General features: G+C 70.5%; 22 protein-coding genes. 18 read left to right on the forward strand and 4 right to left on the reverse strand.

Going from position 1 to position 22147, the window contains the following annotated elements; genetic code table 11:
• The first annotated feature begins 2 nt into the window (after positions 1-2).
• A complete protein-coding gene (locus FFK22_RS11045) occupies positions 3-1070 on the forward strand; it encodes a glycerol dehydrogenase (RefSeq protein WP_138888557.1) in 1068 nt (355 codons plus the stop codon).
• 213 nt (positions 1071-1283) lie between these two features.
• Positions 1284-2036, forward strand: coding sequence for an SDR family NAD(P)-dependent oxidoreductase (locus FFK22_RS11050; RefSeq protein WP_138888556.1), 753 nt, complete (start codon positions 1284-1286; stop codon positions 2034-2036).
• Here the strand turns inward: FFK22_RS11050 and FFK22_RS11055 are convergent.
• Both FFK22_RS11055 and FFK22_RS11060 read right to left on the reverse strand, forming a co-directional pair.
• Positions 2021-3553, reverse strand: coding sequence for a GMC family oxidoreductase (locus FFK22_RS11055; RefSeq protein WP_138888555.1), 1533 nt, complete (start codon positions 3551-3553; stop codon positions 2021-2023). The genes FFK22_RS11050 and FFK22_RS11055 overlap by 16 nt on opposite strands.
• Before the next feature lie 180 nt (positions 3554-3733).
• The gene (locus FFK22_RS11060; RefSeq protein WP_138888554.1) at positions 3734-4450 is read right to left on the reverse strand and encodes an FCD domain-containing protein; all 717 of its coding nucleotides are present in this window, start codon (positions 4448-4450) and stop codon (positions 3734-3736) included.
• A 146-nt stretch (positions 4451-4596) separates the two neighbouring features.
• On the opposite strand from FFK22_RS11060, the gene FFK22_RS11065 reads away from it, so the two are divergent.
• The 9 genes from FFK22_RS11065 to fhmpcd1 are packed head-to-tail and all read left to right on the forward strand — an operon-like array spanning position 4597 to position 13354.
• A complete protein-coding gene (locus FFK22_RS11065; RefSeq protein ID WP_221938522.1) occupies positions 4597-6324 on the forward strand; it encodes a GMC family oxidoreductase in 1728 nt (575 codons plus the stop codon).
• A 33-nt stretch (positions 6325-6357) separates the two neighbouring features.
• Complete coding sequence (locus FFK22_RS11070; RefSeq protein ID WP_138888552.1) at positions 6358-7500, forward strand: cupin domain-containing protein; 1143 nt, start codon at positions 6358-6360, stop codon at positions 7498-7500.
• A gap of 41 nt (positions 7501-7541) precedes the next feature.
• Positions 7542-8669 (forward strand): LVIVD repeat-containing protein, encoded by a 1128-nt coding sequence (locus FFK22_RS11075; RefSeq protein WP_186002412.1) that lies wholly within the window; start codon positions 7542-7544, stop codon positions 8667-8669.
• 12 nt (positions 8670-8681) lie between these two features.
• Positions 8682-9080 (forward strand): RidA family protein, encoded by a 399-nt coding sequence (locus FFK22_RS11080; RefSeq protein ID WP_138888550.1) that lies wholly within the window; start codon positions 8682-8684, stop codon positions 9078-9080.
• Positions 9077-9679: a glutathione S-transferase family protein gene (locus FFK22_RS11085; protein ID WP_138888549.1), complete on the forward strand. Its 603-nt coding sequence runs from the start codon at positions 9077-9079 to the stop codon at positions 9677-9679. Before FFK22_RS11080 ends, FFK22_RS11085 begins: the two co-directional genes overlap by 4 nt.
• A 49-nt stretch (positions 9680-9728) precedes the next feature.
• Entirely contained in the window at positions 9729-10565 is an 837-nt protein-coding gene (locus tag FFK22_RS11090) for an ABC transporter ATP-binding protein (protein WP_138888548.1), read from the forward strand.
• The gene (locus FFK22_RS11095; RefSeq protein WP_138888547.1) at positions 10562-11365 is read left to right on the forward strand and encodes an ABC transporter permease; all 804 of its coding nucleotides are present in this window, start codon (positions 10562-10564) and stop codon (positions 11363-11365) included. The genes FFK22_RS11090 and FFK22_RS11095 overlap by 4 nt, the downstream gene beginning before the upstream one ends.
• Before the next feature lie 35 nt (positions 11366-11400).
• Positions 11401-12399 (forward strand): ABC transporter substrate-binding protein, encoded by a 999-nt coding sequence (locus FFK22_RS11100; RefSeq protein ID WP_138888546.1) that lies wholly within the window; start codon positions 11401-11403, stop codon positions 12397-12399.
• Between the two features lie 16 nt (positions 12400-12415).
• Complete coding sequence (gene fhmpcd1 / locus FFK22_RS11105) at positions 12416-13354, forward strand: 5-formyl-3-hydroxy-2-methylpyridine 4-carboxylate 5-dehydrogenase (RefSeq protein WP_138888545.1); 939 nt, start codon at positions 12416-12418, stop codon at positions 13352-13354.
• Position 13355: 1 nt separating this feature from the next.
• On the opposite strand, the gene FFK22_RS11110 is transcribed toward fhmpcd1, so the two are convergent.
• A complete protein-coding gene (locus FFK22_RS11110) occupies positions 13356-13760 on the reverse strand; it encodes a hypothetical protein (protein ID WP_138888544.1) in 405 nt (134 codons plus the stop codon).
• Between the two features lie 119 nt (positions 13761-13879).
• Here FFK22_RS11110 and FFK22_RS11115 point away from each other — a divergent pair, with 119 nt between their 5' ends.
• Genes FFK22_RS11115 through FFK22_RS11145 form a run of 7 tightly spaced genes read left to right on the forward strand, consistent with a single transcriptional unit; the run spans position 13880 to position 21350 of the window.
• On the forward strand, positions 13880-14920 hold the full coding sequence (locus FFK22_RS11115; RefSeq protein ID WP_138888543.1) for a BMP family protein: 1041 nt from the start codon (positions 13880-13882) through the stop codon (positions 14918-14920).
• Between the two features lie 55 nt (positions 14921-14975).
• Positions 14976-16532, forward strand: coding sequence for an ABC transporter ATP-binding protein (locus tag FFK22_RS11120; protein ID WP_138888542.1), 1557 nt, complete (start codon positions 14976-14978; stop codon positions 16530-16532).
• Positions 16529-17623, forward strand: a complete 1095-nt coding sequence (locus FFK22_RS11125) for an ABC transporter permease (protein ID WP_138888541.1) — start codon at positions 16529-16531, stop codon at positions 17621-17623. The genes FFK22_RS11120 and FFK22_RS11125 overlap by 4 nt, the downstream gene beginning before the upstream one ends.
• Positions 17624-17625: 2 nt before the next feature.
• A complete protein-coding gene (locus FFK22_RS11130; protein ID WP_138888540.1) occupies positions 17626-18561 on the forward strand; it encodes an ABC transporter permease in 936 nt (311 codons plus the stop codon).
• 19 nt (positions 18562-18580) lie between these two features.
• Positions 18581-19387, forward strand: a complete 807-nt coding sequence (locus tag FFK22_RS11135; protein ID WP_138888539.1) for an N-acyl homoserine lactonase family protein — start codon at positions 18581-18583, stop codon at positions 19385-19387.
• Between the two features lie 11 nt (positions 19388-19398).
• Positions 19399-20574, forward strand: coding sequence for a pyridoxamine--pyruvate transaminase (gene ppaT, locus FFK22_RS11140; RefSeq protein WP_138888538.1), 1176 nt, complete (start codon positions 19399-19401; stop codon positions 20572-20574).
• A gap of 29 nt (positions 20575-20603) precedes the next feature.
• Positions 20604-21350, forward strand: a complete 747-nt coding sequence (locus FFK22_RS11145) for an SDR family NAD(P)-dependent oxidoreductase (protein WP_138888537.1) — start codon at positions 20604-20606, stop codon at positions 21348-21350.
• A gap of 22 nt (positions 21351-21372) precedes the next feature.
• Here the strand turns inward: FFK22_RS11145 and FFK22_RS11150 are convergent, their stop codons facing one another.
• Complete coding sequence (locus FFK22_RS11150; protein ID WP_138888536.1) at positions 21373-22065, reverse strand: GntR family transcriptional regulator; 693 nt, start codon at positions 22063-22065, stop codon at positions 21373-21375.
• Positions 22066-22147: the final 82 nt, after the last annotated feature.

Consider the following 22147-nt stretch of genomic DNA (forward strand, 5'->3'; position numbering starts at 1 on the left):
TCATGATCATCGGCGCCCGCTTTCCCGGCCGCTACCTGCAGGGCCCCGGCATCACCGCCCGGCTGGGACAGGAGCTGGCCGGCTTCGGCGACCGGGCGGTCATCGTGCTCGACCGCGGGGTGTACGACCTCTTGGCCGGCCCGCTGCGCGCCGCCTGCACCGGCCACCTGGCGATCGAGCTGATCCGTCATGGCGGCGAATGCTCGAAGGACGAGATCGCGTCGGTGGCCGCTTCCGCCCGTGCCGCCGGCGCCCGGGTCGTGCTCGGCGTCGGCGGCGGCAAGGCGCTGGACGCCGCCAAGGCGGCGGCGCATGAGGCCGGCGCCGCCTGCGTGGTCATGCCGACCATCGCCGCCTCGGACGCGCCCTGCAGCGCTCTGGCCGTGGTCTACAAGCCGGACGGGTCGGTCGACCACGACTACTTCCTGCCGCGCAACCCGGACCTGGTGATCGTCGACACCGGGATCGTGGCCGGAGCCCCTGCCCGTTTTCTGGCCGCCGGCATCGGCGACGCGCTGGCGACCTATTACGAGGCTGAGGCCTGCCGCCGCAGCGGCGCGCTGAACTGCCTGGGCGTCCGCGGCGTGCCGCTGGCCTATGAGATCGCCCGGCTATGCCGCGACACCGTGTTCGAGTTCGGCGTCGCCGCCCTGGCGGAATGTGACGCCAAGGTCCCCGGCCCGGCCTTCGAACGGATCGTCGAGGCCAATATCCTGCTGAGTGGCCTCGGCTTCGAATCCGGCGGCGTCGCCGGCGCCCATGCCATCCATCACGGCCTGTCGGAGCTGGAGGAGGTGCACCACCATTTGCATGGCGAGAAGGTGGCAATCGGCGTGCTGGCCGAGCTGAAGCTGCAGGGCGTGCCGGAAGAAGAGTACCGCCGGGTGCGCGACTTCTGCGCCGCGGTGCGGCTGCCGACCCGGCTGCGCGACATCGGCATCGCCGACGCCACCGAGGCGAAGCTGCGGATCGTGGCCGAGCGCGCCTGCCGCCCCGGCGAGATCATGCACAACGAGGCCATGCCGGTGACCACGGACATGGTGATCCGCGTCCTGCGCGAGCTGGTCTGACAACGACGCTCCCGGCGCCGGACGGATGGGCCGGTGCCGCCCCTCACCCGCCAGCCCTGCGCGCTGCCGACCTCTCCCCAGGGAGAGGCAAAAACTCCCCTCTCCTCGGGGAGAGGGAGGGGCCCGGCGCCGAAGGCGACGGGAGGGTGAGGGGGAGAGCCGGCCCGGCCATCCGCATCAAATCAATCTCAGAGACGACAATCGGAGGCCCCAATGGACGAGATCAACGCAACCTTCCGGCCGGAACTGTTCGCCGGCCGGCGCGTACTGGTGTCCGGCGCGTCCAGCGGCATCGGCCTGGCCGTGGCCCGCGGCTTCCGCGATGTCGGGGCGGAGGTGACTGCCACCGGCAGCTCCGAGGCCAAGCTGGCGGCGGCGCGGGCCGACGGCCGCAACGACGGCATCCGCTTCGCCACGCTGGATGTGCGCGACCCGGCGGCGATCATCGGCTTCGTCGGCGCCCTGCCCGGCCTGGACATCCTGGTCAACGCCGCCGGCATCGCCCGGCCGGAAGCGGAGTTCACCGAGGCCACCTATCTCGAGGTGATCGAGGTCAACCTGACCAGCGTCATGCGCCTGTCCATGGCGGCGCGGCCGCATCTGGCGGCCAGCCGGGGCAGCATCATCAACTTCGCCTCGATGCTGAGCTACCTGGCCGATCCCAGCGTCCCGGCCTATGGCGCCAGCAAGACCGGCGTGGTCGGGCTGACCCGGCACCTGGCCCATGCCTTCGGGCCGGAGGGCATCCGGGTCAACGCCATCTCGCCCGGCTACCACCGCACCGACATGACCAAACCGCTATGGTCGGAGCCGGAAGCGGCGGCGCGGATCGCCGCGCGCTCGGCCCTGAAGCGCTGGGGCGAGGCGGAGGACCTGGTCGGCACCGCCCTGTTCCTCGCCTCCCCCGCCGCCGCCTTCCTGACCGGCGCCGACATCCCGGTCGATGGCGGCTATGTGACCGGCTGAGCCGACCGCCGGGCGGCGGCCGCCCAGCTTTCCGCGATCGCGATCACCGCGGCGTTGACCGGGCCGCTGGTGATCGAGGGGATGACCGAGGCGTCGACCACGAACAGGCCATCGATGCCGTGCACCGCGAGTGAGCCGTCGACCACCGGCCCCAGGCTGCAGGTGCCGACCGGGTGGTGGTGGGTCATCGCCGCCCGGGCCAGGAAGGCGTCGAGATCGGCCTCCGCCTCCATCCCTGGTCCCGGCAGGATCTCGCCGTCGCTCCACTCCGACAGCGGCGCGGCCCGGCCGACGGTGCGGGCCAGGCGCAGCGCCGCGCGAAAGGTGCGGCGGTCGCGCTCGGTCGAGAGATAGGCGGGATCGATGACCGGGGCATCGGCCACCGACGGACCGCCGGGGCGGATCGCGCCGCGGCTGGTCGGGTGGGTGACGCCGCACAGGATGGTGTAGGCGGTGCCGGCCGCCGGCCGGGCGAAGGCCTCGGTCACCACCGGCAGTACGACGCAGGCCAGGACGACGTCCGGCGCCCCCTCCGCCCGGGACGGGTCGTCGCTGTGCAGATACATCAGCGATTCCGAATGCTGCAGCTGCGACGGCGCCACCGGCCGGCGGGCGCGGTAGACATTGCCGGCCGCCAGCAGATGGTCGTGCAGGTTGCACCCGACATCCGGCAGCTCATGCCGGCAGGCGATGGCGGCGTCGCGCAGGGTCTCCGGGTCGCCGATGCCGGACCGCATCAGCAGCAGCGGCGAGGCGACAGCGCCGGCACAGATCACGATCCGGTCCGCGGTCACGATCTCCTCCGCGCCATCCCGGGTGATCCGGACGCCGCGGGCGCGGCCGCCCTGCAGCACCAGCTCATGGACCAGGATCTCGGTCAGCAGCGTCAGGTTCGGGTGGCCGAGCACCGGCGCGAGATAGGCATCGGCGACGCTGAGGCGCCGCCCGTCGCGGATCGTCAGCTGGTTCGGCGCCACCCCGGCCAGCGGCCCGGCATTGTGATCGCCGAGCCGGGGCGCGCCGATCGCCACGCCCGCCGCCATGTAGTCGCGGACCAACGGGTGGATCTGCTCGTCCGGCAGCAGCACGTCGAGCGGCCCGGCATCGCCATGCACGGCCGAGGCGCCGCCGGAGAACCGCTCGCTGCGGCGGAAGGCCGGCAACAGCGCCTCATGGGACCAGCCCGGCCCGCCCGCCGCCGCCCAGGGTGCGAAGTCGTCGGGATGGCCGCGGACATGCGCCATGGCGTGCAGGCAGCTGGAGCCGCCGACGATGCGGCCGCGCGGCCAGTCATGAATGCGGCCGGCGGTGCCCGGCTGGGGCACGGTGCGGTAGGCCCAGTCATAGGCCCGCCCCTGCAGGAAGGGCCATTGCGCGGGCACGGCGATGTCCGGGTCGGACGGCATCGCCCCGGCCTCGATCAGGCCGACGGACAGGGTCGGATCTTCGCTGAGCCGCGCCGCCACCACCGAGCCGGCGGAGCCGGCGCCGATCACCAGCACATCGAAACCGGCCATGCGCGCTCCTGCCCTCAGTAACTGGCCGTCATCCCGTGCGCGCTGCGGCGCGCAGTGCCGCTGCGCAGACACGGGACCTCGGCGCAGTCCTGGACGAGATCCCGGGTCTGCAGCGCATCACTGCGTGCTGCGCCGCGCCCGGGATGACGAGGAAGGGTCTGACCACCGGCCTGCGTGACCTCACGCCACGGCCATCCCTGGCCCCAGGCGGTCGAGGATCTGGCGCTGCACCGCGCCGAGATGGGCGCGCATCGCCTGCTCCGCCGCATCCGGGTCGCGCGCGGCGATGGCGTCGGCGATGGTCTTGTGCTCGGCGTCGCGCTGCCGCAGGCGGTTCGGACAGCTCGGGTTGTCGCTGTTGCCGAAGCGCAGCCTGGCGTCGGTCGCCACCTGGCGGATCAGGGCGTAGAGCTCGGTCGCGAGGCTGTTGCGCGCGCCGGCCGCGACCGCCTTGTGGAAGGCCAGGTCGACCGCCCCGGCCGAGGCGCCGGGCGGCGTGCTGGCAGCGCGCTGGATGCGCATGATCTCGAAGGGCGAGGCGCGCAGCGCGGCGAGCCGGGCCAGCGCCGGCTCCAGCATCATGCGCAGCTCGATGATCTCGACCGGGTTGGTGTCGCGGGCGAGATCGTCGCCCCGCCGCGGCGCTGAGGTCCGCGGCCGCCCGGCCCGCGCCGGCTCCAGCTCCCCCGCCGCGCGCAGCTGGTCGAGCGCCTGCCGCAGCCGGTGGCGCTTGACGTTCAGCCGTTCCGCCAGGGCCCGTTCGGACGGCTTGCCGTGGCCGGCGGCGAGGATGTCGCGCACCGCCGCGACGATCTCGGCGAGGCTGTCGTCGCGGGTCGAGGGATCGGGCGTCTGATCGTCGGCGTTCGGGTGATCGGAAGGCGCCGATCGGTTCATCCTGGTCCCTCTGGCTTGGTTCCTGGCGTCTGTCACTGCGACCACCATAGCAACCATTTACCATGGTTGACAAGAATGGTTGGCGGTGGTCGAGTTGCTCCGGCAAGCGCCGCCCAGACCGGCGCAACCCCGACAGGAGGCTTCCGGTGACCCCCGCCGCAGGCTACGACACGATTATCGTCGGCGCCGGTTCCGCCGGCTGCGTCCTCGCCGCCCGGCTGAGCGAGGATCCGGCACGGCGCGTGCTGCTGCTGGAGGCCGGCGGCTGGGACCGCGACCCCTGGATCCACATCCCGCTGGGCTGGGGCAAGATCCTGCAGAAGCGGCTGCATGACTGGGGCTACTTCAACGAGCCCGAGGCCAATGTCGACGACCGCCGGGTGGAATGCGCCCGCGGCAAGGTGGTCGGCGGCTCCTCCTCCACCAACGCCATGGCCTATGTCCGCGGCAATCGCGGCGACTACGATCGCTGGGCCGCGGCAGGGCTGGACGAGTGGTCCTACGCCCACGCCCTGCCCTATTTCCGGCGGCTCGAATCCTGGGAAGGCGGCGCCGATGCCTGGCGCGGCGGCGATGGCCCGATGCGGGTGCAGAACTGCCGCTACCAGGACCCGCTGCTCGAGGCCTATGCCGCCGCCGGCCAGGCCGCGGGGCATGGCTGGACCGAGGATTACAACGGCGCCCGGCAGGAGGGCTTCGGCCGGCTGCAGATGACGATCCGCGACGGCCGGCGCTGCAGTGCCGCGACCGCCTATCTGCGGCCAGCGCTGCGGCGGCCGAACCTGACCGTCTCGGTCGGGTCGATGGCCACCCGCATCCTGCTCGAGGGCACCCGCGCCGTCGGCATCGAATATGTCAAGGACGGCCTGACCCTGACCGCCCGGGCGGATCGCGAGGTGATCCTGTCCGGCGGCGTCATCAACAGCCCGCAGCTGCTGATGCTGTCCGGCATCGGCGACCCGGAGCAGCTGACGGCGCAGGGCATCGGCACCCGCATCCCGCTCAAGGGCGTCGGCCGCAACCTGCAGGACCATGTCTCGACCATCCTGATGTACCAGCGGCGCGAGCCGGGACCGTTCCACCGGATGATGCGGGCCGACCGGATCGCGCTGGAGCTCGGGAAGGCCTATGCCTTCGGCAAGGGCTTCGCCGCCGACGTGCCGGGCGGCGTGGTCGCCTTCCTGAAGAGCCGGGCGGAGCGGACGCTGCCCGACGTGCAGTTCCTGCTGACCGCGGCACCACTCGGCGCCTGGCCCTATTTCAAGCCGTTCAAACAGCCCTTCACCGATGCCTTCGCCTGCCGCGTCGTGGCGATCCAGCCGGAGAGCCGCGGCACCGTCACCCTGGCCTCCGCCGACCCGATGGCGGCGCCGCTGATCCGCCAGAACTTCCTGGCGACCGACGCCGACTGGGCCAGCCTGCGCGCCGGCATCCGGATGGCGCGGGAGGTGATGGCGCAGGGCCCGATGGCCCGCTTCGTCGCCCGCGAATCCGCACCGGGCTCGGGCAGGACATCGGATGCCGAGATCGACGCCTATATCCGCGCCAGCTCGATCACCGTGCACCACCCACTCGGCACCTGCCGGATGGGCGTGTCGGCCGATGACGGGGCGGTGGTCGACCCGCAGTTGCGGGTGCACGGCGCCGAAGGCCTGCGCGTGGTCGACGCCGCGGTGATGCCCGACCTGACCTGCGGCAACATCAACGCCCCGGTGCTGATGATCGCCGAGCGCGCCGCCGACCTGATCCGCAGCGTGCCGACTCTGGTGCCCGCTTCGATTCCAACCAATGAATCAACCAAACTCCAACCAAACTCCACTCAACCAAACAATATGGTTGATACGGTCGCCCAAGCAGCATACCGTCATGGGTAAGGCCGGACCAACGATCCGAGACAGGGGAGCGACATGACGGACACACGCGCCGCGGCGCCATCGGCGTCCAATCGCGATGCCGCCCTGAAGGCGCTGTATGACGACGTCTTCACCAAGAACATGTTCCCGTTCTGGGCCAGCTCGACCGACGTCGATCACGACGAGATCAAGCAGCTGATGGGCACCCAGAAGGCGCTGCCCTTCCTGTGGAGCTACAAGGACGACATCGCGCCGATCCTGCAGCGCTCCGCCGAGCTGATCCACATGGACGATTCCGAGCGGCGGTCGCTGATCCTGGTCAATCCCGGCCTGTCGCCGCGGCGGGCGACGGTCAGCACCATGTACACCGCCTATCGGCTGAACGACCCGAACGAGGTGATGCCGCCGCACCGGCATTCGCCCAGCGCCATCCGCTTCGGCCTGACCGGCCGCAGCAACTTCACCGGCGTCGAGGGCGAGGACATCACCTTCGGCCCGGGCGACATGGTGCTGACGCCGATCGACGCCTGGCACAATCACGGCAACACGGGTGACGAACCGGCGGTGAACCTGTCGGTCTTGGATCTGCCGCTGGTCGAGACCCTGAACGCGGTCTATTTCGAGCACGACTACGCCGAGTCCGGCGTCGTCAAGAAGGTGCAAAGCGCCCGCTTCCCCGACGACTACTCCGCCCGCGTCTACGGCGCCGGCGGGCTGCGGCCGCGCTTCATCGATCACCATCGCGGTTCCGGCCTGTCGTCGCCGATGTATGTCTATCGCTGGGACGCGATGCGGGAGCAGCTGGAGCGGTTCAAGGACTGGGACGGCGACCCGTATGAGGCGCTGATGATCGAGTATGTCGACCCGCTGACCGGCGGACCGGTGTTCAAGACCATCACCTTCTTCGCCCAGATGCTGCGGCCGGGCGAGCGCACGCGGCCCTTGCGCCAGACCGCCAGCCTGCTGGTGGCGCCGTTCCAGGGCAGCGGCCATTCCATCGTCGACGGCAAGCGCTTCGACTGGAACGAGTTCGACACGCTGGCGGTGCCCGGCGGGTCGTGGTGCGAGCATGTCAACGGGTCGGAGACCGAACCCGCGATCCTGTTCGTGGCCAGCGACGAGCCGGCACAGAAGGCCTTCAGCCTGTTCCGGAAATGGGGCCGCGACGCCAGCGGCGACGTCGTCCGCATGCTCTGACGGCCGCCGGACTCTCTCCTCCGACCGATCCCGAGGCCATCTTGCCGAATTCCGCCAACACCACCCTCGTCTCGCATATCGACTGCCCGGGCGGCGGCCAGGTCTGGGTCGACGGCACGACGCTGTATATCGGCCATATGCGCTGGCCCAGCGGCACCACCATCGTCGACGTCGCCGACCCGCGGAACCCGAAGGTGGTCGCCCGGCTGGAGCTGCCCGAGGGCTGGCACTCGCACAAGGTGCGGGTGAGGGACGGCATCATGGTCGTCAACCACGAGAAGCTGGGCCAGACCGGGCCGAAGGAGTTCGGCGGCGGCATCGCGGTCTACGACGTGTCGCGGCCCAGCACGCCGAAGCTGATCTCGAAATGGATGACCGCCGGCCGCGGCGTCCACCGCTACGATTTCGACGGCCGCTACGCCTATATCTCGCCGACCGCCGAGGGCTATGTCGGCAACATCGTCATGATCCTCGACCTGATCGACCCGGCCCGGCCGGTCGAAGTCGGGCGCTGGTGGATCCCCGGGCAATGGACCGGCGGCGGCGAGGAATACCCCTGGGGCGAGTATGTCTCGCCGCGCTGCCACCACCCGATCCGGGCCGGCGACCGGCTGTATGTCAGCTACTGGCACCATGGGCTGTTCATCCTCGACATCGCCGACATGGCGCGGCCGAAGCTGGTCTCGCAGCTGAACACCAGCCCGTCCTTCCCGCACCCGACCCACACCTGCCTGCCGATCCCCCAGCCGCTGAAGGGCCGCAGGATCATGGTGGTGGCCGACGAGGACGTGGCCAAGCTGCGGCCGTCGCCGCCCGCCTTCACCTGGATCTACGACATCACCGACGAACGGCTGCCGCTGCCGATCGCGACCTTCCAGGTGCCGGGGCTGGACCGGGACGGGGCGCCGCAGCCGCCGATGACCGGCTGCCACCAGCCGTCGGAGCGCTTCACCGGCACCGTCATCCCCTTCGCCTGGTTCGCGCAGGGGCTGCGGCTGGTCGACATCGCCGACCCCTTCGCCCCGCGAGAGATCGGCCATTTCCTGCCCGACCCGCCGGCCGGCGAGGAGCGGGCGTCGTCGAACGACGTCACCATCGACGATCGCGGCCTGATCTACCTGATCGACCGGATCAACGGCGTCGACATCATCGAAACCAGCGCCTTCTGAAGGGGACCCGCCGTGCCTGACACCGCACCGCGCTACGCCATCGGCCGCAAGAACCCGAACCTGCCGTTCCACCCCGCGGTGCGGGCCGGCGACTTCATCTTCGTCTCCGGCCAGGTCGGCAAGGATGCCGAGGGCAACATGGTCGACGGCACGATCGAGGAGGAGACGCGGGCGACGATCGAGGCGATCCAGCGGGTGCTGGCCGAGGACGGCGCCACCCTGGCCGATGTCGTCCGGGTCACGACCTATCTCGAGGATACCCGCGACTTCGGCCGCTACAACAAGGTCTTCGCCGAATACTTCAAGGACGCGGTGTTGGCCCGGACCACGGTCGAGGCCCGCGCCGTGATCAACACCAAGATCGAGATGGACGCCATCGCGTACAGCCCGGCGAAAGGAGAACGGAAATGATCAGACTGCTGGGCCGGCACACCTCCGGCAACGTGCAGAAAGTGCTGTGGCTGCTAGAGGAGCTGGGCGTCGCCTATGAGCGCGAGGATTACGGCCGCCAGTTCGGCAACACGCAGACCGACGAATACCGGGCGCTGAACCCGAACGCCAAGGTGCCGACCCTGGTCGCCGGCGACACGGTGATCTGGGAGTCGCACACCATCCTGCGCTACCTGGTGGCGATGTACGGCCCGGCCCTGACCGGCGCGAACCCGGCAGAAAAGGCCGATGTCGAGCGCTGGATGGACTGGCTGCTGGCCAGCGTCAACAGCCTGTACGTCGCCATCTTCAAGGACGCCAAGAAGCCGCCCGAGGAGCGCGGCGCCGAATTCGCGGCGCAGGCCAAGGAGCTGGCGGAGCTGCTGGCGATCGCCGACCGGCACCTGGCCGGGCGAGACTGGTTCGCGCTGGGCCGGCTGACCGTCGCCGACATCGCGCTGGGCCCGGTCCTGAAGCGCTGCCTGGGCTTCCCGATCGACCGGCCGGCCTTCGCCAATCTCGACCGCTGGCTGGCGGCGCTTGAGGCCCGGCCGGCCTTCCGCAAGGCGACGGCGGGATAGGCGGCGCCGGCCGCCGGATACGGAAGGACGGGATGGGAAGAGCTGGATCATGCCCGTGACGAGACTGAAGGAGCCCCCGGCGACACCGTCGCCCGACACCGCGCAGATCGCGGTCGAGGGTGTGTCGGTGATCTTCGACATCCTCGGCGTGCGGCAGCAGGCGCTGCGCGACATCAGCCTGAGCGTGCCACGGGGATCCTTCGTCTGCCTGATCGGCCCGTCCGGCTGCGGCAAGAGCACGCTGCTGAAGGTGCTGGCCGGGCTGGTGCCGCCGACCGAAGGCCGGGTCCGCGTCGCCGGGCAGGCGCCGGAGGAGGCGGTGCGGCGGCGGATCATCGGCCTGGTGTTCCAGGAGCCGAACCTGCTGCCCTGGAAGAACGCGCTCGACAATGCGGCGCTGCTGCGCGAGGTGGCCGACCGGTCCCTGTCCCGGGCCGAGGTGCTGGATCGGGCCCGGGCGATGCTGCGGCTGGTCGGGCTGGAGGATGCCGAAGCCAAGCGGCCGAACCAGCTGTCCGGCGGCATGCGCCAGCGCGTCGCCATCGCCCGGGCGTTGACGCTGGAGCCCGACATCCTGCTGATGGACGAGCCCTTCGGCGCGCTGGACGCGATCACGCGCGAGGAGATGAGCCGGTCGCTGCTGGAGATCTGGGAGCGCACCGGCAAGACCATCGTCCTGGTCACCCATTCGATCGACGAGGCGGTGCTGCTGTCGCGGCACGTCCATGTCATGGGCGTCGGGCCTGGCCGGATCATCGACAGCCTCGAGATCCCCCTGCCCTATCCGCGCGGCGAGGACAGCTATGCCGATCCGCGCTTCCGGGCGATGGAGAGCCGGCTGCGGTCGCTGTTGATCCAGGGCCACGCTTCGCGGGGCCGGCCATGAGCGGTGCCACCATCCTCGCCAGCCGGAACAGCGCCACATCGGGATGGCTGCCGGCCGTCGTGCTGCTGCTGATCACGATCGCGGTCTGGGAGGCGGCGATCCGGATCTTCGAGGTCTCCGCCTTCATCCTGCCGACGCCGTCGGCGATCGGGGCGACGCTGCTGCGCGAGGCCGGGCCGCTGTGGCAGGCGACGCAGGTGACCGCGATCGAGATCCTGGTCGGCTTCCTGGTCGCGGCCGCGGTCGGCATCGCCCTGGCCATGATCATCGCCCGGTTCCGGCTGCTCGGCCGGGCGCTGTACCCGCTGATCGTGCTGTTCCAGACCGTGCCGAAGGTGGCGCTGGCGCCGATCTTCATCCTGTGGTTCGGCTACGACCTGGCGCCGAAGGTGGGGCTGATCCTGGTGATCGCCTTCTTCCCGGTGACGCTGTCGATGCTGGCCGGGCTGGAGGCGGCGGAGCCCGGCCTCTTGTCCCTGATGCGGTCGGTCGGCGCCAGCCGGACCACGATCCTGCTGCGCATCCAGATCCCCTACGCCCTGCCGCAGCTGATGGCCGGGCTGAAGATCGCCGTCACCTTCAGCGTCATCGGCGCCATCGTCGGCGAGTTCGCCGGCGCCTCGGCGGGCCTGGGCTACATGATCCAGTTCGCCTCGACCCAGCTGGACACGCCGATGGTGTTCGCGGCGCTGCTGGTCGTGTCGGTGGTCGGGGTCGTCTTCTATTACGCGATGGAGTGGCTGGAACGGCTGGTGGTGCCCTGGGCGCCGAAATTCGATCCGGCGCTGCGGTCCGCCTGATCCGAGCAACTCAAAAAGGCCGCGGGAGGCTGAAGATGCTGAGGAGATCGGTCTGTGGAGCCCTGGTGGGGCTGGCGGCGGCGGTCCTGGCGGGCCCAGCCCTGGCCGCCGACCAGGTGAGCGTCCAGCTCGACTGGGTGGTGCGCGGCAACCACGCCATGTTCTTCGTGGCGAAGGAGAAGGGCTATTTCGCCCAGAACGGGATCGAGGTCACCGAGATCCGCAAAGGCACCGGGTCGCCCGACGCCATGCGGCTGGTGGCGAACGGCAATGCCGATTTCGGTTTCGGCGACCTGCCGACCCTGGCCGTGGCGCGGTCGCAGAACGTGCCGGTGGTGGCGCTGGCCGCAGTCAACCAGCGCTCGCCGATCGGCATGATCGCCCTGGCCAAGAGCCGGCAGCTGAAGAGCCCGGCCGACATCAAGGGCCTCAACATCGGCATCCATCCGGCCGGGTCGACCTATATCTTCTACAAGGCGTTCCTGGCCGCGAACGGCATGACCGAGGCCGACATGAAGATGAGCAGCGTGTCGCCGCCCTATGAGAGCTACCTGCTGCTCGGCCGGGTCGACGCGGTGCCGGGCTATATCGACGCCGAGGTGCCGGAGTTGGAGGCCAAGGCCGGGGGCCCGGGCTCGCTGAGCATCCTGCTCGGGGCCGATTACGGCTACGATGTCTACGGCTCAGGCCTGTTCACCTCCGAGGCCATGCTCAAGGACAAGCCGGATGTGGTGAAGCGCTTCGTCGCCGCCTATATCGAGGCCTTCCGCTTCACCGCCGAGCACCCCAAGGAGGCCGCGGCGATCACCGCCAAGGCGGCGCCGGGCTATGCCGGCAAGGAGGATGTGCTGGCGGCGCAGCTGCAGGCCGACATCGACCACACCTTCAGCGACGCCGACACCAAGGCCAACGGCCTGGGCTGGATGACCAAGGAGAAATGGGCGAACACGATCAAGGTCCTGACCGACCAGGGCGCGCTGAAGGGCACGGTCGCGGCCAACGCCGCCTTCACCGACGCTTATCTGAAGCCCTGAGCGGCGGAGAAAGACGATGCCGGAGAAGGCCCTCAAAGTCGCGGTAATCGGCCTCGGCACCATGGGGTCGGGGATCGCGGCGACGCTCGCCCGCGGCGGCATGGATGTCCGGGTGCACGACACCGAGCCGGCCGCGATCGAGCGCGCCCGCACGGCGATCCCGCAGGCGGGATCCGTGCTGGACCGGCTGGGCATCGCCCCGCCCGAGTCCGGCGAAGGGGCGGTCAGCTTCCACGAGGACCTGGCCGGGGCCGTCGCCGGGGCCGGGCTGGTGATCGAGAACGTGCCGGAGAAGGTCGAGACCAAGGCCGCGGTCTACCGCGCGCTGGATCCGCTGCTGCCGGCGGAGACCATCGTCGCTTCCGACACCTCCGGCATCCCGATCACCACGCTGCAGGGCTTCCTCTCGCATCCGGAGCGGCTGGTCGGCATGCATTGGTCGAACCCGCCGCATATCATCCCGATGATCGAGGTGATCGCCGGCCGGCACACCGCGCCGGCGACCGTGGCCTTCATCGGCGACCTGGTCCGATCGTTGAAGCTGCTGCCGGTGGTGGTGAAGAAGGACGTGCCCGGCTTCGTCGAGAACCGCATCCTCTATGCCCTGCTGCGCGAGGCGATCGACCTGGTCGACCAGGGGGTGATCGACGAGGAGGGCATGGACACCTGCGTGTCCTGGGGCATCGGCTACAAGCTGAGCGTGGTCGGGCCGATGCGGCTGCTCGACATGGCCGGGCTGGACATCTACCAGTCGGTGGCCGGCTTCCTGAACGCCGAGCTGTCGGATCGCAAGGATGTCGCGGGCTACGTCACCGACCGCACGCAGGCGGGCAAGCTGGGGATCAAGAGCGGCGAGGGCGTCTTCCCCTACACGCCGGAGCAGATCCGCGAGCTGCAAGCCGAACGCGCCCGGCGCCTGGTCGCAGTGCGGCGGATCCTGGAGGGGCGGGAATGACTCAGCGGCAGGCCAGCCGGTCGCCGTCCGGGGCGCAGCCCACCGCGATCGGGGCGGCGACTGGGCCGGCGTGGCGCGGCAGGTCGATCGGGCTGCGCGTCGCCCAGCTGCGGCCGGCCACGCCGCACCACAGCGCCTCGACCGGCAGCCGGTCCTGCTTGTCGTTGAGCAGATATACCGCACCGCCGGCCGGGTCGAACCACAGCCGGGCGCTGACCGCCCCGCCCGGCCCGGCCTGGCCGAGATCGACCGAGTACCAATGGGCGATGGCGGCGCCGCAGGCGATCCGGCCGTCGCCGCGGTTCTCCGCCCGGAACTCCCGCTCGGTCAGCCCGTCCGGCCCATGCCCGGCAGCGAAGGCCGGCAGGGCCGCGAGCACCAGCACGATCGACGGAAGACTGCGCATCGCCGCATGACCTCGGAAGGATGGGTTGCAACAAAAACAATACCAATTCGCGTCACGGCACAACAAGAATAAAGCATGTATTGATTGCCTTCAGAAAACAACAAACAGGGAGTCGAGCTATGTTGAAGTCCATGCTGATCAAGGCCAGCCTCGGCGCGCTGCTGCTGGCGCTGGCCGCGACCGCGGGCAACGCGGCTGAGGTCAAGAGCATCGCCATCCTGACGCCGGAGCAGGGCACTGATTTCGGCTGGAACCAGCAGGGCGTCACCGCGGCCAAGGCCGCCGGCGCCAAGGCGGGCGTCGAGGTCACCGTGGCCGAGGGCCTCGGCTATGGCGACGTCCGGGCGACGATGCGCGAGCTGGTGGCGGATGGGGCCAGCCTGCTGATCGCCCATGCCAGCGGCTACAACACCTCCGCCCCCGAGATCGCGGCCGAGACCGGCGTGCCGGTGGCGATCGTCGACCGGCCGGACCTGCTGAAGCCCGGCCTGATTGCCGACTACACGCTGAGCGGCCATGAGGGCGCCTATCTGGCCGGGCGGCTGGCGGCGAAGATGACGCGGACCGGCACGGTCGGCATCGTCGTGTCGGGCGAGCCGCCGTCCTGGAACTCGCAATCCGCCGCCTTCGCCCAGGGCGTGAAGGCGGAGAAGCCGGCGGTGAAGATCCGCTACGCCGTGATCGGCCCGGCGGCCTACAGCGACGCGGCGGGCGGCAAGCGGGTGACGGAATCGGTGATCGCCGCCGGCGCCGACATCATCTTCGGCCAGGGCAACGGGTCCAGCTTCGGCATGATCCAGGCGGTCGAGACCAGCAAGGCCACCGACGGCGGAAAGGTCTATTTCATCGACGTGATCGGCGACAAGTCCAGCATCGACAAGGGCAACCTCCTCTCCTCCGTCGTCTGGAACATAACCCCGGTCTATGCGGCGATGATCGCGGACCTCAAGGCCGGCAGCTTCGGCACCAAGCACTACGCCATCGGCCTGGCCGACGATTCCGTGCAGCTCTTGAAGACCAAGGCCATCCCCGACGATGTCTGGACCCAGATCACGGCTTTGCGCGGCGACATCGTCAGCGGCAAGCTGAAGGTCGAGCCGGTGTGGGATGCGGCGGCGGTCCGGGCGCTGATGTCGGACGTCTCGGCGACGGCGCAGTAAGCTGGCCCGAGGAGCCCGCCGGGACATCCCCGGCGGGCCGCGGAACGATGGGACCATGACCGCATCACCGGAGCCCGGCGCGCCGATCCTCGCGCTGCGCGGCATCACCAAGCGCTTCCCCGGCGTCGTCGCCAACGACCAGGTCGACCTCGCGATCCGTCCCGGCGAGGTGCATGTCCTGCTGGGCGAGAACGGGGCGGGCAAGTCGACCCTGATCGCCATGCTATCCGGCCTGCTGCAGCCGGATGACGGCGCCATCCTGGTCGACGGGCGCGCGCAGCCCATCGCCTCGCCGCGCCACGCCCTCGGGCTCGGCATCGGCACGGTGTTCCAGCACGTCATGCTGGCCCCGACCCTGACCGTGGTCGAGAATCTGGCGCTCGGCCTGCGCTGGTGGCGCCGGCCCGACCGCACCCGGCTGGCGGCCGAGTTCGCCGGCACCGCCGAGGGGCTGGGCCTGTCGATCGACCCGCATGCCGTCACCGGCGCGCTGTCGCTGGGCGAGCAGCAGCAGGCGGAGATCGTGCGCGCGCTGCTGCGCGGCAGCCGGGTGCTGATCCTGGACGAGGCGACGGCGATGCTGACGCCGAAGGGGGTGGAGGAGCTGGGCGCGCTGATGCGGCGGCTGGCCGGGCGCGGCATCGCCGTCATCTTCATCACCCACAAGCTGAAGGAGGCCTTCGATTTCGGCGACCGCATCTCGATCCTCCGCCTCGGCCGCAAGGTCGGCGAGATCCCGCCCGAGCGGTTGCGGACGCTCGACGAGCGCGCGGCCACGGCCGAGATCGTGCATCTGATGTTCGGCGCCGCCGCCACCGACGAGCCGAAGGTCGGCGGCCGGACGCGCGCCCCTGGCCCGTCCGCGGCGCCGCTGCTGGTGGTGCGCGACCTCAGCGTGCCCGGCCAGGGCGCGGCGGCGGTGGCCGATGTCGCGCTGCAGGTGGCGCCGGGCGAGATCCTGGGCATCGCCGGGATCGACGGCAACGGCCAGGCGCAGCTGGCCGAGGCGCTGGCCGGGCAGCGGCCGGCGACCGGCGGAACCGTCCTGCTGGATAACCGGCCGATCGACCGGCTGGATGTCGGCGCGCGGCGCCGGCTGGGCCTGCGCTATGTCACCGACGACCGGCTGGGCGAGGGCACGGTCGGCGCCTTCCCCGTCTCGCTGAACCTGCTGCTGAAGCAGATCGGCGAGGCCCCGTTCTGGTCGCGCGGGCTGGAGCGGCCGGAGGAGATCGACCGCCATGCCCGTGCCCTGGTCGCCGCCTTCGATGTGCGCACCCCGGGCATCCGCACGCCGGTCGGCCGCCTGTCCGGCGGCAACATCCAGAAGGTGCTGCTGGCGCGCGAGCTGTCCGGTGCCGCCCGGGTGGTGATCTACAGCAAGCCGACCTACGGGCTTGACCTGCAGACCACGATCGCCGCGCGACGGCGGATCCGCGACGCCGCCGATGCCGGGGTCGCCACCATCCTGATCTCGACCGACCTGGAGGAATTGCTGGAGCTGGCGGACCGGATCGCGGTGATGTCGCGCGGCCGCATCGCCGGCACCGTGGCCAATGACGACGAGGCCCGCCGCCGCGTGGGCGAACTGATGATCGGGGCGTCATCATGACGGCGGATGCGGTGAACGGCACGGCCCCCGCGCAGAAGCCGCCGGCATCGCCCGGCGCGGCCGGCGCCGCCCTGCATTGGGCGCTGGTCACGCTGATCCCGATCCTGGCGGCGCTGCTGCTGTCCGGCGGGGTGCTGCTGGCGCTGGGCACCGATCCTCTCGCCTATTACGGGCTGGTGCTGCAGCGTGGCCTCCTCTCCTGGCTCGGGCTGCAGGCGTCGCTGTCGCGGATGGCGCCGCTCCTGTTCCTCGCCGCCGGGCTGATCGTCGCCTTCCGGGCCGGGATCTGGAATCTCGGCACCGACGGCCAGTTCCTGCTGGCCGCGGTGATCGTCGCCGCGGCCGGGCCGCCGCTGGCCGAGACGCTGCCGGGCTGGATCGCCCTGTCGCTGTGCCTGGTCCTGGCCGCGGCGGTCGGCGCCGCCTGGTCGCTGCTGCCGGCACTGCTGCGCGCCTATCAGGGCGTGAACGAGATCATCACCACCCTGATGATGACCTTCCTCGGCACCTCCTTCGCCAATGTGCTGGTCAAGCTGGCGTTTCGCGACCCGGCGACGACCGTGCCGCAGACCCGGACCCTGGCGGTGGACGACCGGCTGCCGCGGCTGTTCGGCACCACCATCAGCGGCGGGCTGGTGCTCGGCCTGATCGCCGTCGTGCTGGTGCATCTGATGATGACCCGCACGGCCTTAGGCCTGAAGCTGCGGGTGGTGGGCGCCAATGCCCGCGCCGCGGTCCATGCCGGGCTGCCGGTGCCGCGGCTGACCGTCGCCGTCTTCGCCATCTCGGCCGGGCTCGCGGCCATGGCCGGGGCGGTCGACATCATCGGCGTGCAGGGCAATGTCCGCGCCGACTGGAACCCGGCCTATGGCCTGGCGGTGATCCCGCTGGTGTTCCTGGCCCGGTTCAACGGCTTCGCCAGCATCGCCTTCGTCTTCCTGTTCTCGGTGCTGTCGATCGGCGGCGAGAGCGCGGCGCGGCGGCTGGGCGTGCCGCACTACTTCACCCTGGTGGTGATGGCGATCCTGCTGATCGTCCTGGCGCTGGTCGAATATGTCGACCACCGGCGCCGCGAGCGGATGAGGGCCTGAGCATGGACGGGCTCTTGACCCAGGCCTTCCTGACCTCGCTGGTGCTCGGCGCCATCACCGCCGGCGTGCCGCTGCTGCTGGCCGGGCTGGGCGAGCAGATCTCGGAGAAGGCCGGCGTGCTGAATGTCGGCATCGAGGGCATGATGCTGGCCGGCGCCTATCTCGGCTTCCTGGTCGCCTATTCCAGCGGGTCGATCTGGCTCGGCTTCCTCGGCGGCGCTGGCGGCGGGCTGCTGGTGGCCCTGCTGATGGCGCTGCTCTGCGTCCGGCTCGGCCTCAACCAGATCGTCATCGGCATCGCCCTGACCCTGGGCGCCGAAGGCATGACTGCCCTGCTCCACTATTTCCAGTTCGCCCAGAGCTATCCGCGACTGGAGGGGGCGGGCACCCTGCCGATCCCGCTGCTGTCCGCGATTCCGGTGATCGGCCCGGCGCTGTTCGACCGCCACCCGGTGGTCTATCTCGCCGTCGCGCTGGCCTTCGTCCTGGCCTGGGTGTTCCGGCGCACCGCTCTCGGCCTCGACCTGCAGGCGGCCGGGGACAAGCCGGCGGCGCTGGATGCCGCCGGGGTCGACGTGATCGGCATCCGCACCGCCGCGGTGTTGGCGACCGGCGCCCTGGCCGGCATCGGCGGCGCCTTCCTGGCCAATATCGGAGCCGGCCTGTTCATCCCGTTCATGACCAACGGCGCCGGCTTCATCGGCATCGTGCTGGCGATGCTGGCGCGCGGCCGGCCGGTCTGGGTGCTGCTCGGCGCCCTCTTGTTCGGCGCCTGCCTGTCGCTGACCACGGCGCTGCAGGTCGCCGGCGTCGACGTGCCGACCGACGTGATCCAGATGCTGCCCTTCGCCGCGGTGATGGCGGTGCTGGTGCTGTTCGGGCGGCGCGCCAGCCTGCCCGCGGCGCTGGGCCTGCCCTATGTCCGAGGTGCCCGCTGAGACTCTTCCGGAGGAACCCATGACTGACACCAAGGTCTACCTGCTCGACGGCGGCTCGCTCGTCCTCGACGGCTATCACGTCTTCTGGAACCGCGGGCCTGGCGGCGAGATCCGCTTCCCGGTCTATTCGATCCTGGTCGAGCATGCCGAGGGCCGCTTCCTGATCGACAGCGGCTTCGACCACGACCATGTGATGAAGGTGCTGCCCTTCGAGAAGCCGCAGCAGACGAAGGAGCAGACCATCCCCGGCGCGCTCGGCCTCTTGGGGCTGGAGCCGAAGGATGTCGGCACCGTCGTCAACTCGCACTTCCACTTCGACCATGTCGGCGGCAACAAATATTTCCCGCATGCGAAGAAGCTGTGCCACCGGGACGAGATCGCCCAGGCGGCGACGCCGCAGCCCTTCGAGGTACTGGGCTATTCCGACCTTAGCTTCTCGGCCGAAGCCGCCGCCGCGCGCGGCAAGAGCGAGCAGCTGCTGGCCGGCACCACCGACGCCAATTCCCGCTTCGAGACGGTCGCGGGCGATGTCGAGCTGGCCAAGGGCGTGCACCTGCTGTTCACGCCGGGCCACGCCATCGGCCATTACAGCCTGCTGGTCGAGTTCCAGACCCGGCGGCCGATCCTGTTCACGATCGACGCCGCCTACACCCAGAAGAGCCTGGAGACTTTGTGCCAGGCGTCGTTCCACATCGACCCGGTCGCGGGCGTCGCCTCGATGCGCCGCCTGGCCAAGCTGGTGGAGGACCGGCAGGCGGAGCTGATGTTCTCGCACGATCCGCAGAACTTCCCGAACTACCAGACCGGTCCGAAATTCTACGGCTGAGGTCCACGACCATGCCCGACCCGAAAATCCGCGAACCCGTCTTCACCCTGACCTCCGGACCGGTCGACGCCTATCCGGCGGTGCTGCGCGGGCTGTCGCGCACCATCCATTACGACTACGACCCGGTGTTCCAGGCCTTCTACGAGCAGGTGGTCGAGAAGGCCCGGACGGTGATGCGCCTGTCGACCCCGCCGGTGATCCTGCATGGCGAGCCGGTGCTGGGGCTGGAGGCCGCGGCCGCCTCGCTGATCGCCCGCGGCGACGTGGTGCTGAACCTCGCCTCCGGCGTCTATGGCAAGGGCTTCGGCTTCTGGGCCAAGCGGTACTGCGCCGAGCTGGTCGAGATCGAGGTGCCGTACAACGAGGCGATCGATCCGGAATCCGTCGCCCGCATGCTGCAGGGGCGGCCCGACATCCGCATCGTCTCGCTCTGCCACCACGACACGCCGTCCGGCACCATCAATCCGGTGGACGCGATCGGCCGCATCGTGGCGGAGCACGGGGCGTATCTGATCGTCGACGCGGTGTCGTCCTTCGGCGGCATGGACGTGCATCCCGAGGCTTGCCGCGCCGACATCTTCGTCACCGGCCCGAACAAGTGCCTGGGCGGCGCGCCGGGCCTGAGCCTGCTCGGCGTCAGCGACCGCGCCTGGGCCAAGATGAAGGCCAACCCCGACGCGCCCCGCGCCTCGATGCTCAGCATCCTGGACTGGGAGCATGCCTGGAGGCGCGACCGGCCCTTCCCCTTCACCCCCTCGGTCGCCGAGGTCAACGGCCTGGACGCGGCACTGGACCAGTATCTGGCGGAGGGGCCGGAGGCGGTGTGGGCTCGCCACGCGCTGACCGCGCGGGCCTGCCGGGCCGGGCTGCAGGCGATGGGGCTGGCGCTGTGGCCGGCGCGCGAGGGCATCGCCTCGCCCACCACCACGGCGGTCCGGGTGCCCGACGGCGTGGCCGACGAGGCGCTGCGACGGGCGGCGCGCGAGCGCTACGGCGTCGCCTTCTCCTCCGGCCGCGGCGAGACCCTGGGGAAGCTGGTGCGCATCGGCCATATGGGACCGACCGCCCAGCCGCTCTACGCCGTGGTCGCGATCAGCGCGCTCGGCGGAGCGCTGGGCGCACTTGGCCACAAGGTCGATATCGGCCGCGGCGTGGCGGCCGCCATGGAAGCCATCGACGCCGGCTGAATCACCAACCAACAAAGGGGAGCAGGGACATGGCTTCGGATCTTTCGGGCAAGGTCGCGATCGTGACCGGGGCGGCGCAGGGCATCGGCCGGGCGATCGCGGAGCGGCTGGCGGCGGATGGCGCCCGCGTCGTCGTCGCCGACATCAACGCCGACGGCGCCGCAGCCGTGGCCGCGGGGCTGGGGAACGACAGCTTCGCCGTCGCCTGCGACGTCTCGGACCCGGCCGCGGTGGCATCGCTGCACGAGACCGTCGCGGCGCGGGCCGGCGGCGTCGACATCCTGGTCAACAACGCCGCGATCGTGCCCTTCATCGCCTGGGATGAGGTCGACCTGGCGCATTGGAACAAGATCGTCGCGGTCAACCTGACCGGCGTGTTCCTGATGTCGCGGGCGTCGTCGGACCTGATGCGGCGCGACGGCCGCCAGGGCCGCATCATCAACATCTGCTCCAACACGATCTTCGCCGGCACGCCGAACATGGCGGCCTATGTCGCGGCCAAGGGCGGCGTGTTCGGCTTCACCCGGGCGCTGGCGACCGAGCTGGGCAAGCACGGCATCACCGTGAACGCGGTGACACCGGGGCTAACGGCGTCGGACGGCGTCATGGCCAGCCCCCACGCCCAGGCCTTCGGCTTCGTCGAGATGCTGCAGGCCATCCCCGGCCAGGGCCAGCCGCGCGACATCGCCCCGGCAATCGCCTTCCTCGCCTCCGACGAGGCGCGCTGGATCACCGGTCAGACCCTGAATGTCGACGGCGGGATGGTGCGCTGGTGAGAGCCGGGCGGCTCTCACCGTCTCAGGATTGAGCCTGCTGATCCTGTGACAGCAGCCTCTGCGCGATCGCGGAGGCGTGGCCGACATGGTCGAGGCAGGCCTGGGCGGCGGCCGTCCCATCCCCCCGCCCGATCGCCTCGACGATCCGCCGCATCTCGGCCGGGCCCTCGTCGGAGCGACCGGCGGTCGAGATCGTCATTGCCCGCAGATGGGAGATGCGGGCGTTCAGCGAGTTGACGATGGTCCAAGCCACGCTCTTGCCGCTGCCCTGGAACAAGATCTTGTAGAAGTCATGGGTCGCCGCCAGCACAGCGGTCGGCGCCTTCTGGGCATAGGCCTGCTCGATCCGGCCCATCGCCGCCTGCAGCTTGGCCGCGATCTCTTGCGGCGCCGTCTCGGCGCAGGTCTTGGCCGCCAGCGCCTCGAGCATGGCGCGGATCTCGTAGATCTCCTTCGCCTGCTCCGGCGTCGGCCGCACCACGATCGGGCCGCGATAGGGCACGTTCTCGACCAGCCCCTCGGCCTCGAGATGGCGCAGCACCTCGCGCACGATCGACCGGCTGACGCCAAGCTGGTCGCACAGGTCCCGCTCGACCAGCCGGTCGCCCGGCTGGAAGCGCAGCCCCAGGATCGCCTCGCGCAGCTTCTCCAGCGCCAACTCCCGCAGGGTCCGCGCGCTGCGGTCGACCTTCAGCAGCGTGTCCTCGTCGTTCATCGCTTTCTCCCGGCCCGTCCCTCCTAGCCCATCGCGGCATCCGCCACCAGACCGATCCCGGCCCGGATGCCGGAGGAGAATT

The organism is Mycobacterium sp. KBS0706 (assembly GCF_005938675.2).
Taxonomy (GTDB): Bacteria; Pseudomonadota; Alphaproteobacteria; order DSM-16000; family Inquilinaceae; genus Inquilinus.

Coding starts and splice junctions, on each gene's coding strand:
- FFK22_RS11095 (WP_138888547.1), top strand. CDS start 10,562: ATGAGCGGTGCCACCATCCTCGCCAGCCGGAACAGCGCCACATCGGGA.
- FFK22_RS11150 (WP_138888536.1), bottom strand. CDS start 22,065: ATGAACGACGAGGACACGCTGCTGAAGGTCGACCGCAGCGCGCGGACC.
- ppaT (WP_138888538.1), top strand. CDS start 19,399: ATGCCCGACCCGAAAATCCGCGAACCCGTCTTCACCCTGACCTCCGGA.
- FFK22_RS11130 (WP_138888540.1), top strand. CDS start 17,626: ATGGACGGGCTCTTGACCCAGGCCTTCCTGACCTCGCTGGTGCTCGGC.
- FFK22_RS11055 (WP_138888555.1), bottom strand. CDS start 3,553: ATGGCCGGTTTCGATGTGCTGGTGATCGGCGCCGGCTCCGCCGGCTCG.
- FFK22_RS11060 (WP_138888554.1), bottom strand. CDS start 4,450: ATGAACCGATCGGCGCCTTCCGATCACCCGAACGCCGACGATCAGACG.
- FFK22_RS11115 (WP_138888543.1), top strand. CDS start 13,880: ATGTTGAAGTCCATGCTGATCAAGGCCAGCCTCGGCGCGCTGCTGCTG.
- FFK22_RS11145 (WP_138888537.1), top strand. CDS start 20,604: ATGGCTTCGGATCTTTCGGGCAAGGTCGCGATCGTGACCGGGGCGGCG.
- FFK22_RS11125 (WP_138888541.1), top strand. CDS start 16,529: ATGACGGCGGATGCGGTGAACGGCACGGCCCCCGCGCAGAAGCCGCCG.
- fhmpcd1 (WP_138888545.1), top strand. CDS start 12,416: ATGCCGGAGAAGGCCCTCAAAGTCGCGGTAATCGGCCTCGGCACCATG.
- FFK22_RS11085 (WP_138888549.1), top strand. CDS start 9,077: ATGATCAGACTGCTGGGCCGGCACACCTCCGGCAACGTGCAGAAAGTG.
- FFK22_RS11120 (WP_138888542.1), top strand. CDS start 14,976: ATGACCGCATCACCGGAGCCCGGCGCGCCGATCCTCGCGCTGCGCGGC.
- FFK22_RS11110 (WP_138888544.1), bottom strand. CDS start 13,760: ATGCGCAGTCTTCCGTCGATCGTGCTGGTGCTCGCGGCCCTGCCGGCC.
- FFK22_RS11090 (WP_138888548.1), top strand. CDS start 9,729: ATGCCCGTGACGAGACTGAAGGAGCCCCCGGCGACACCGTCGCCCGAC.
- FFK22_RS11100 (WP_138888546.1), top strand. CDS start 11,401: ATGCTGAGGAGATCGGTCTGTGGAGCCCTGGTGGGGCTGGCGGCGGCG.
- FFK22_RS11135 (WP_138888539.1), top strand. CDS start 18,581: ATGACTGACACCAAGGTCTACCTGCTCGACGGCGGCTCGCTCGTCCTC.
- FFK22_RS11050 (WP_138888556.1), top strand. CDS start 1,284: ATGGACGAGATCAACGCAACCTTCCGGCCGGAACTGTTCGCCGGCCGG.
- FFK22_RS11070 (WP_138888552.1), top strand. CDS start 6,358: ATGACGGACACACGCGCCGCGGCGCCATCGGCGTCCAATCGCGATGCC.
- FFK22_RS11045 (WP_138888557.1), top strand. CDS start 3: ATGATCATCGGCGCCCGCTTTCCCGGCCGCTACCTGCAGGGCCCCGGC.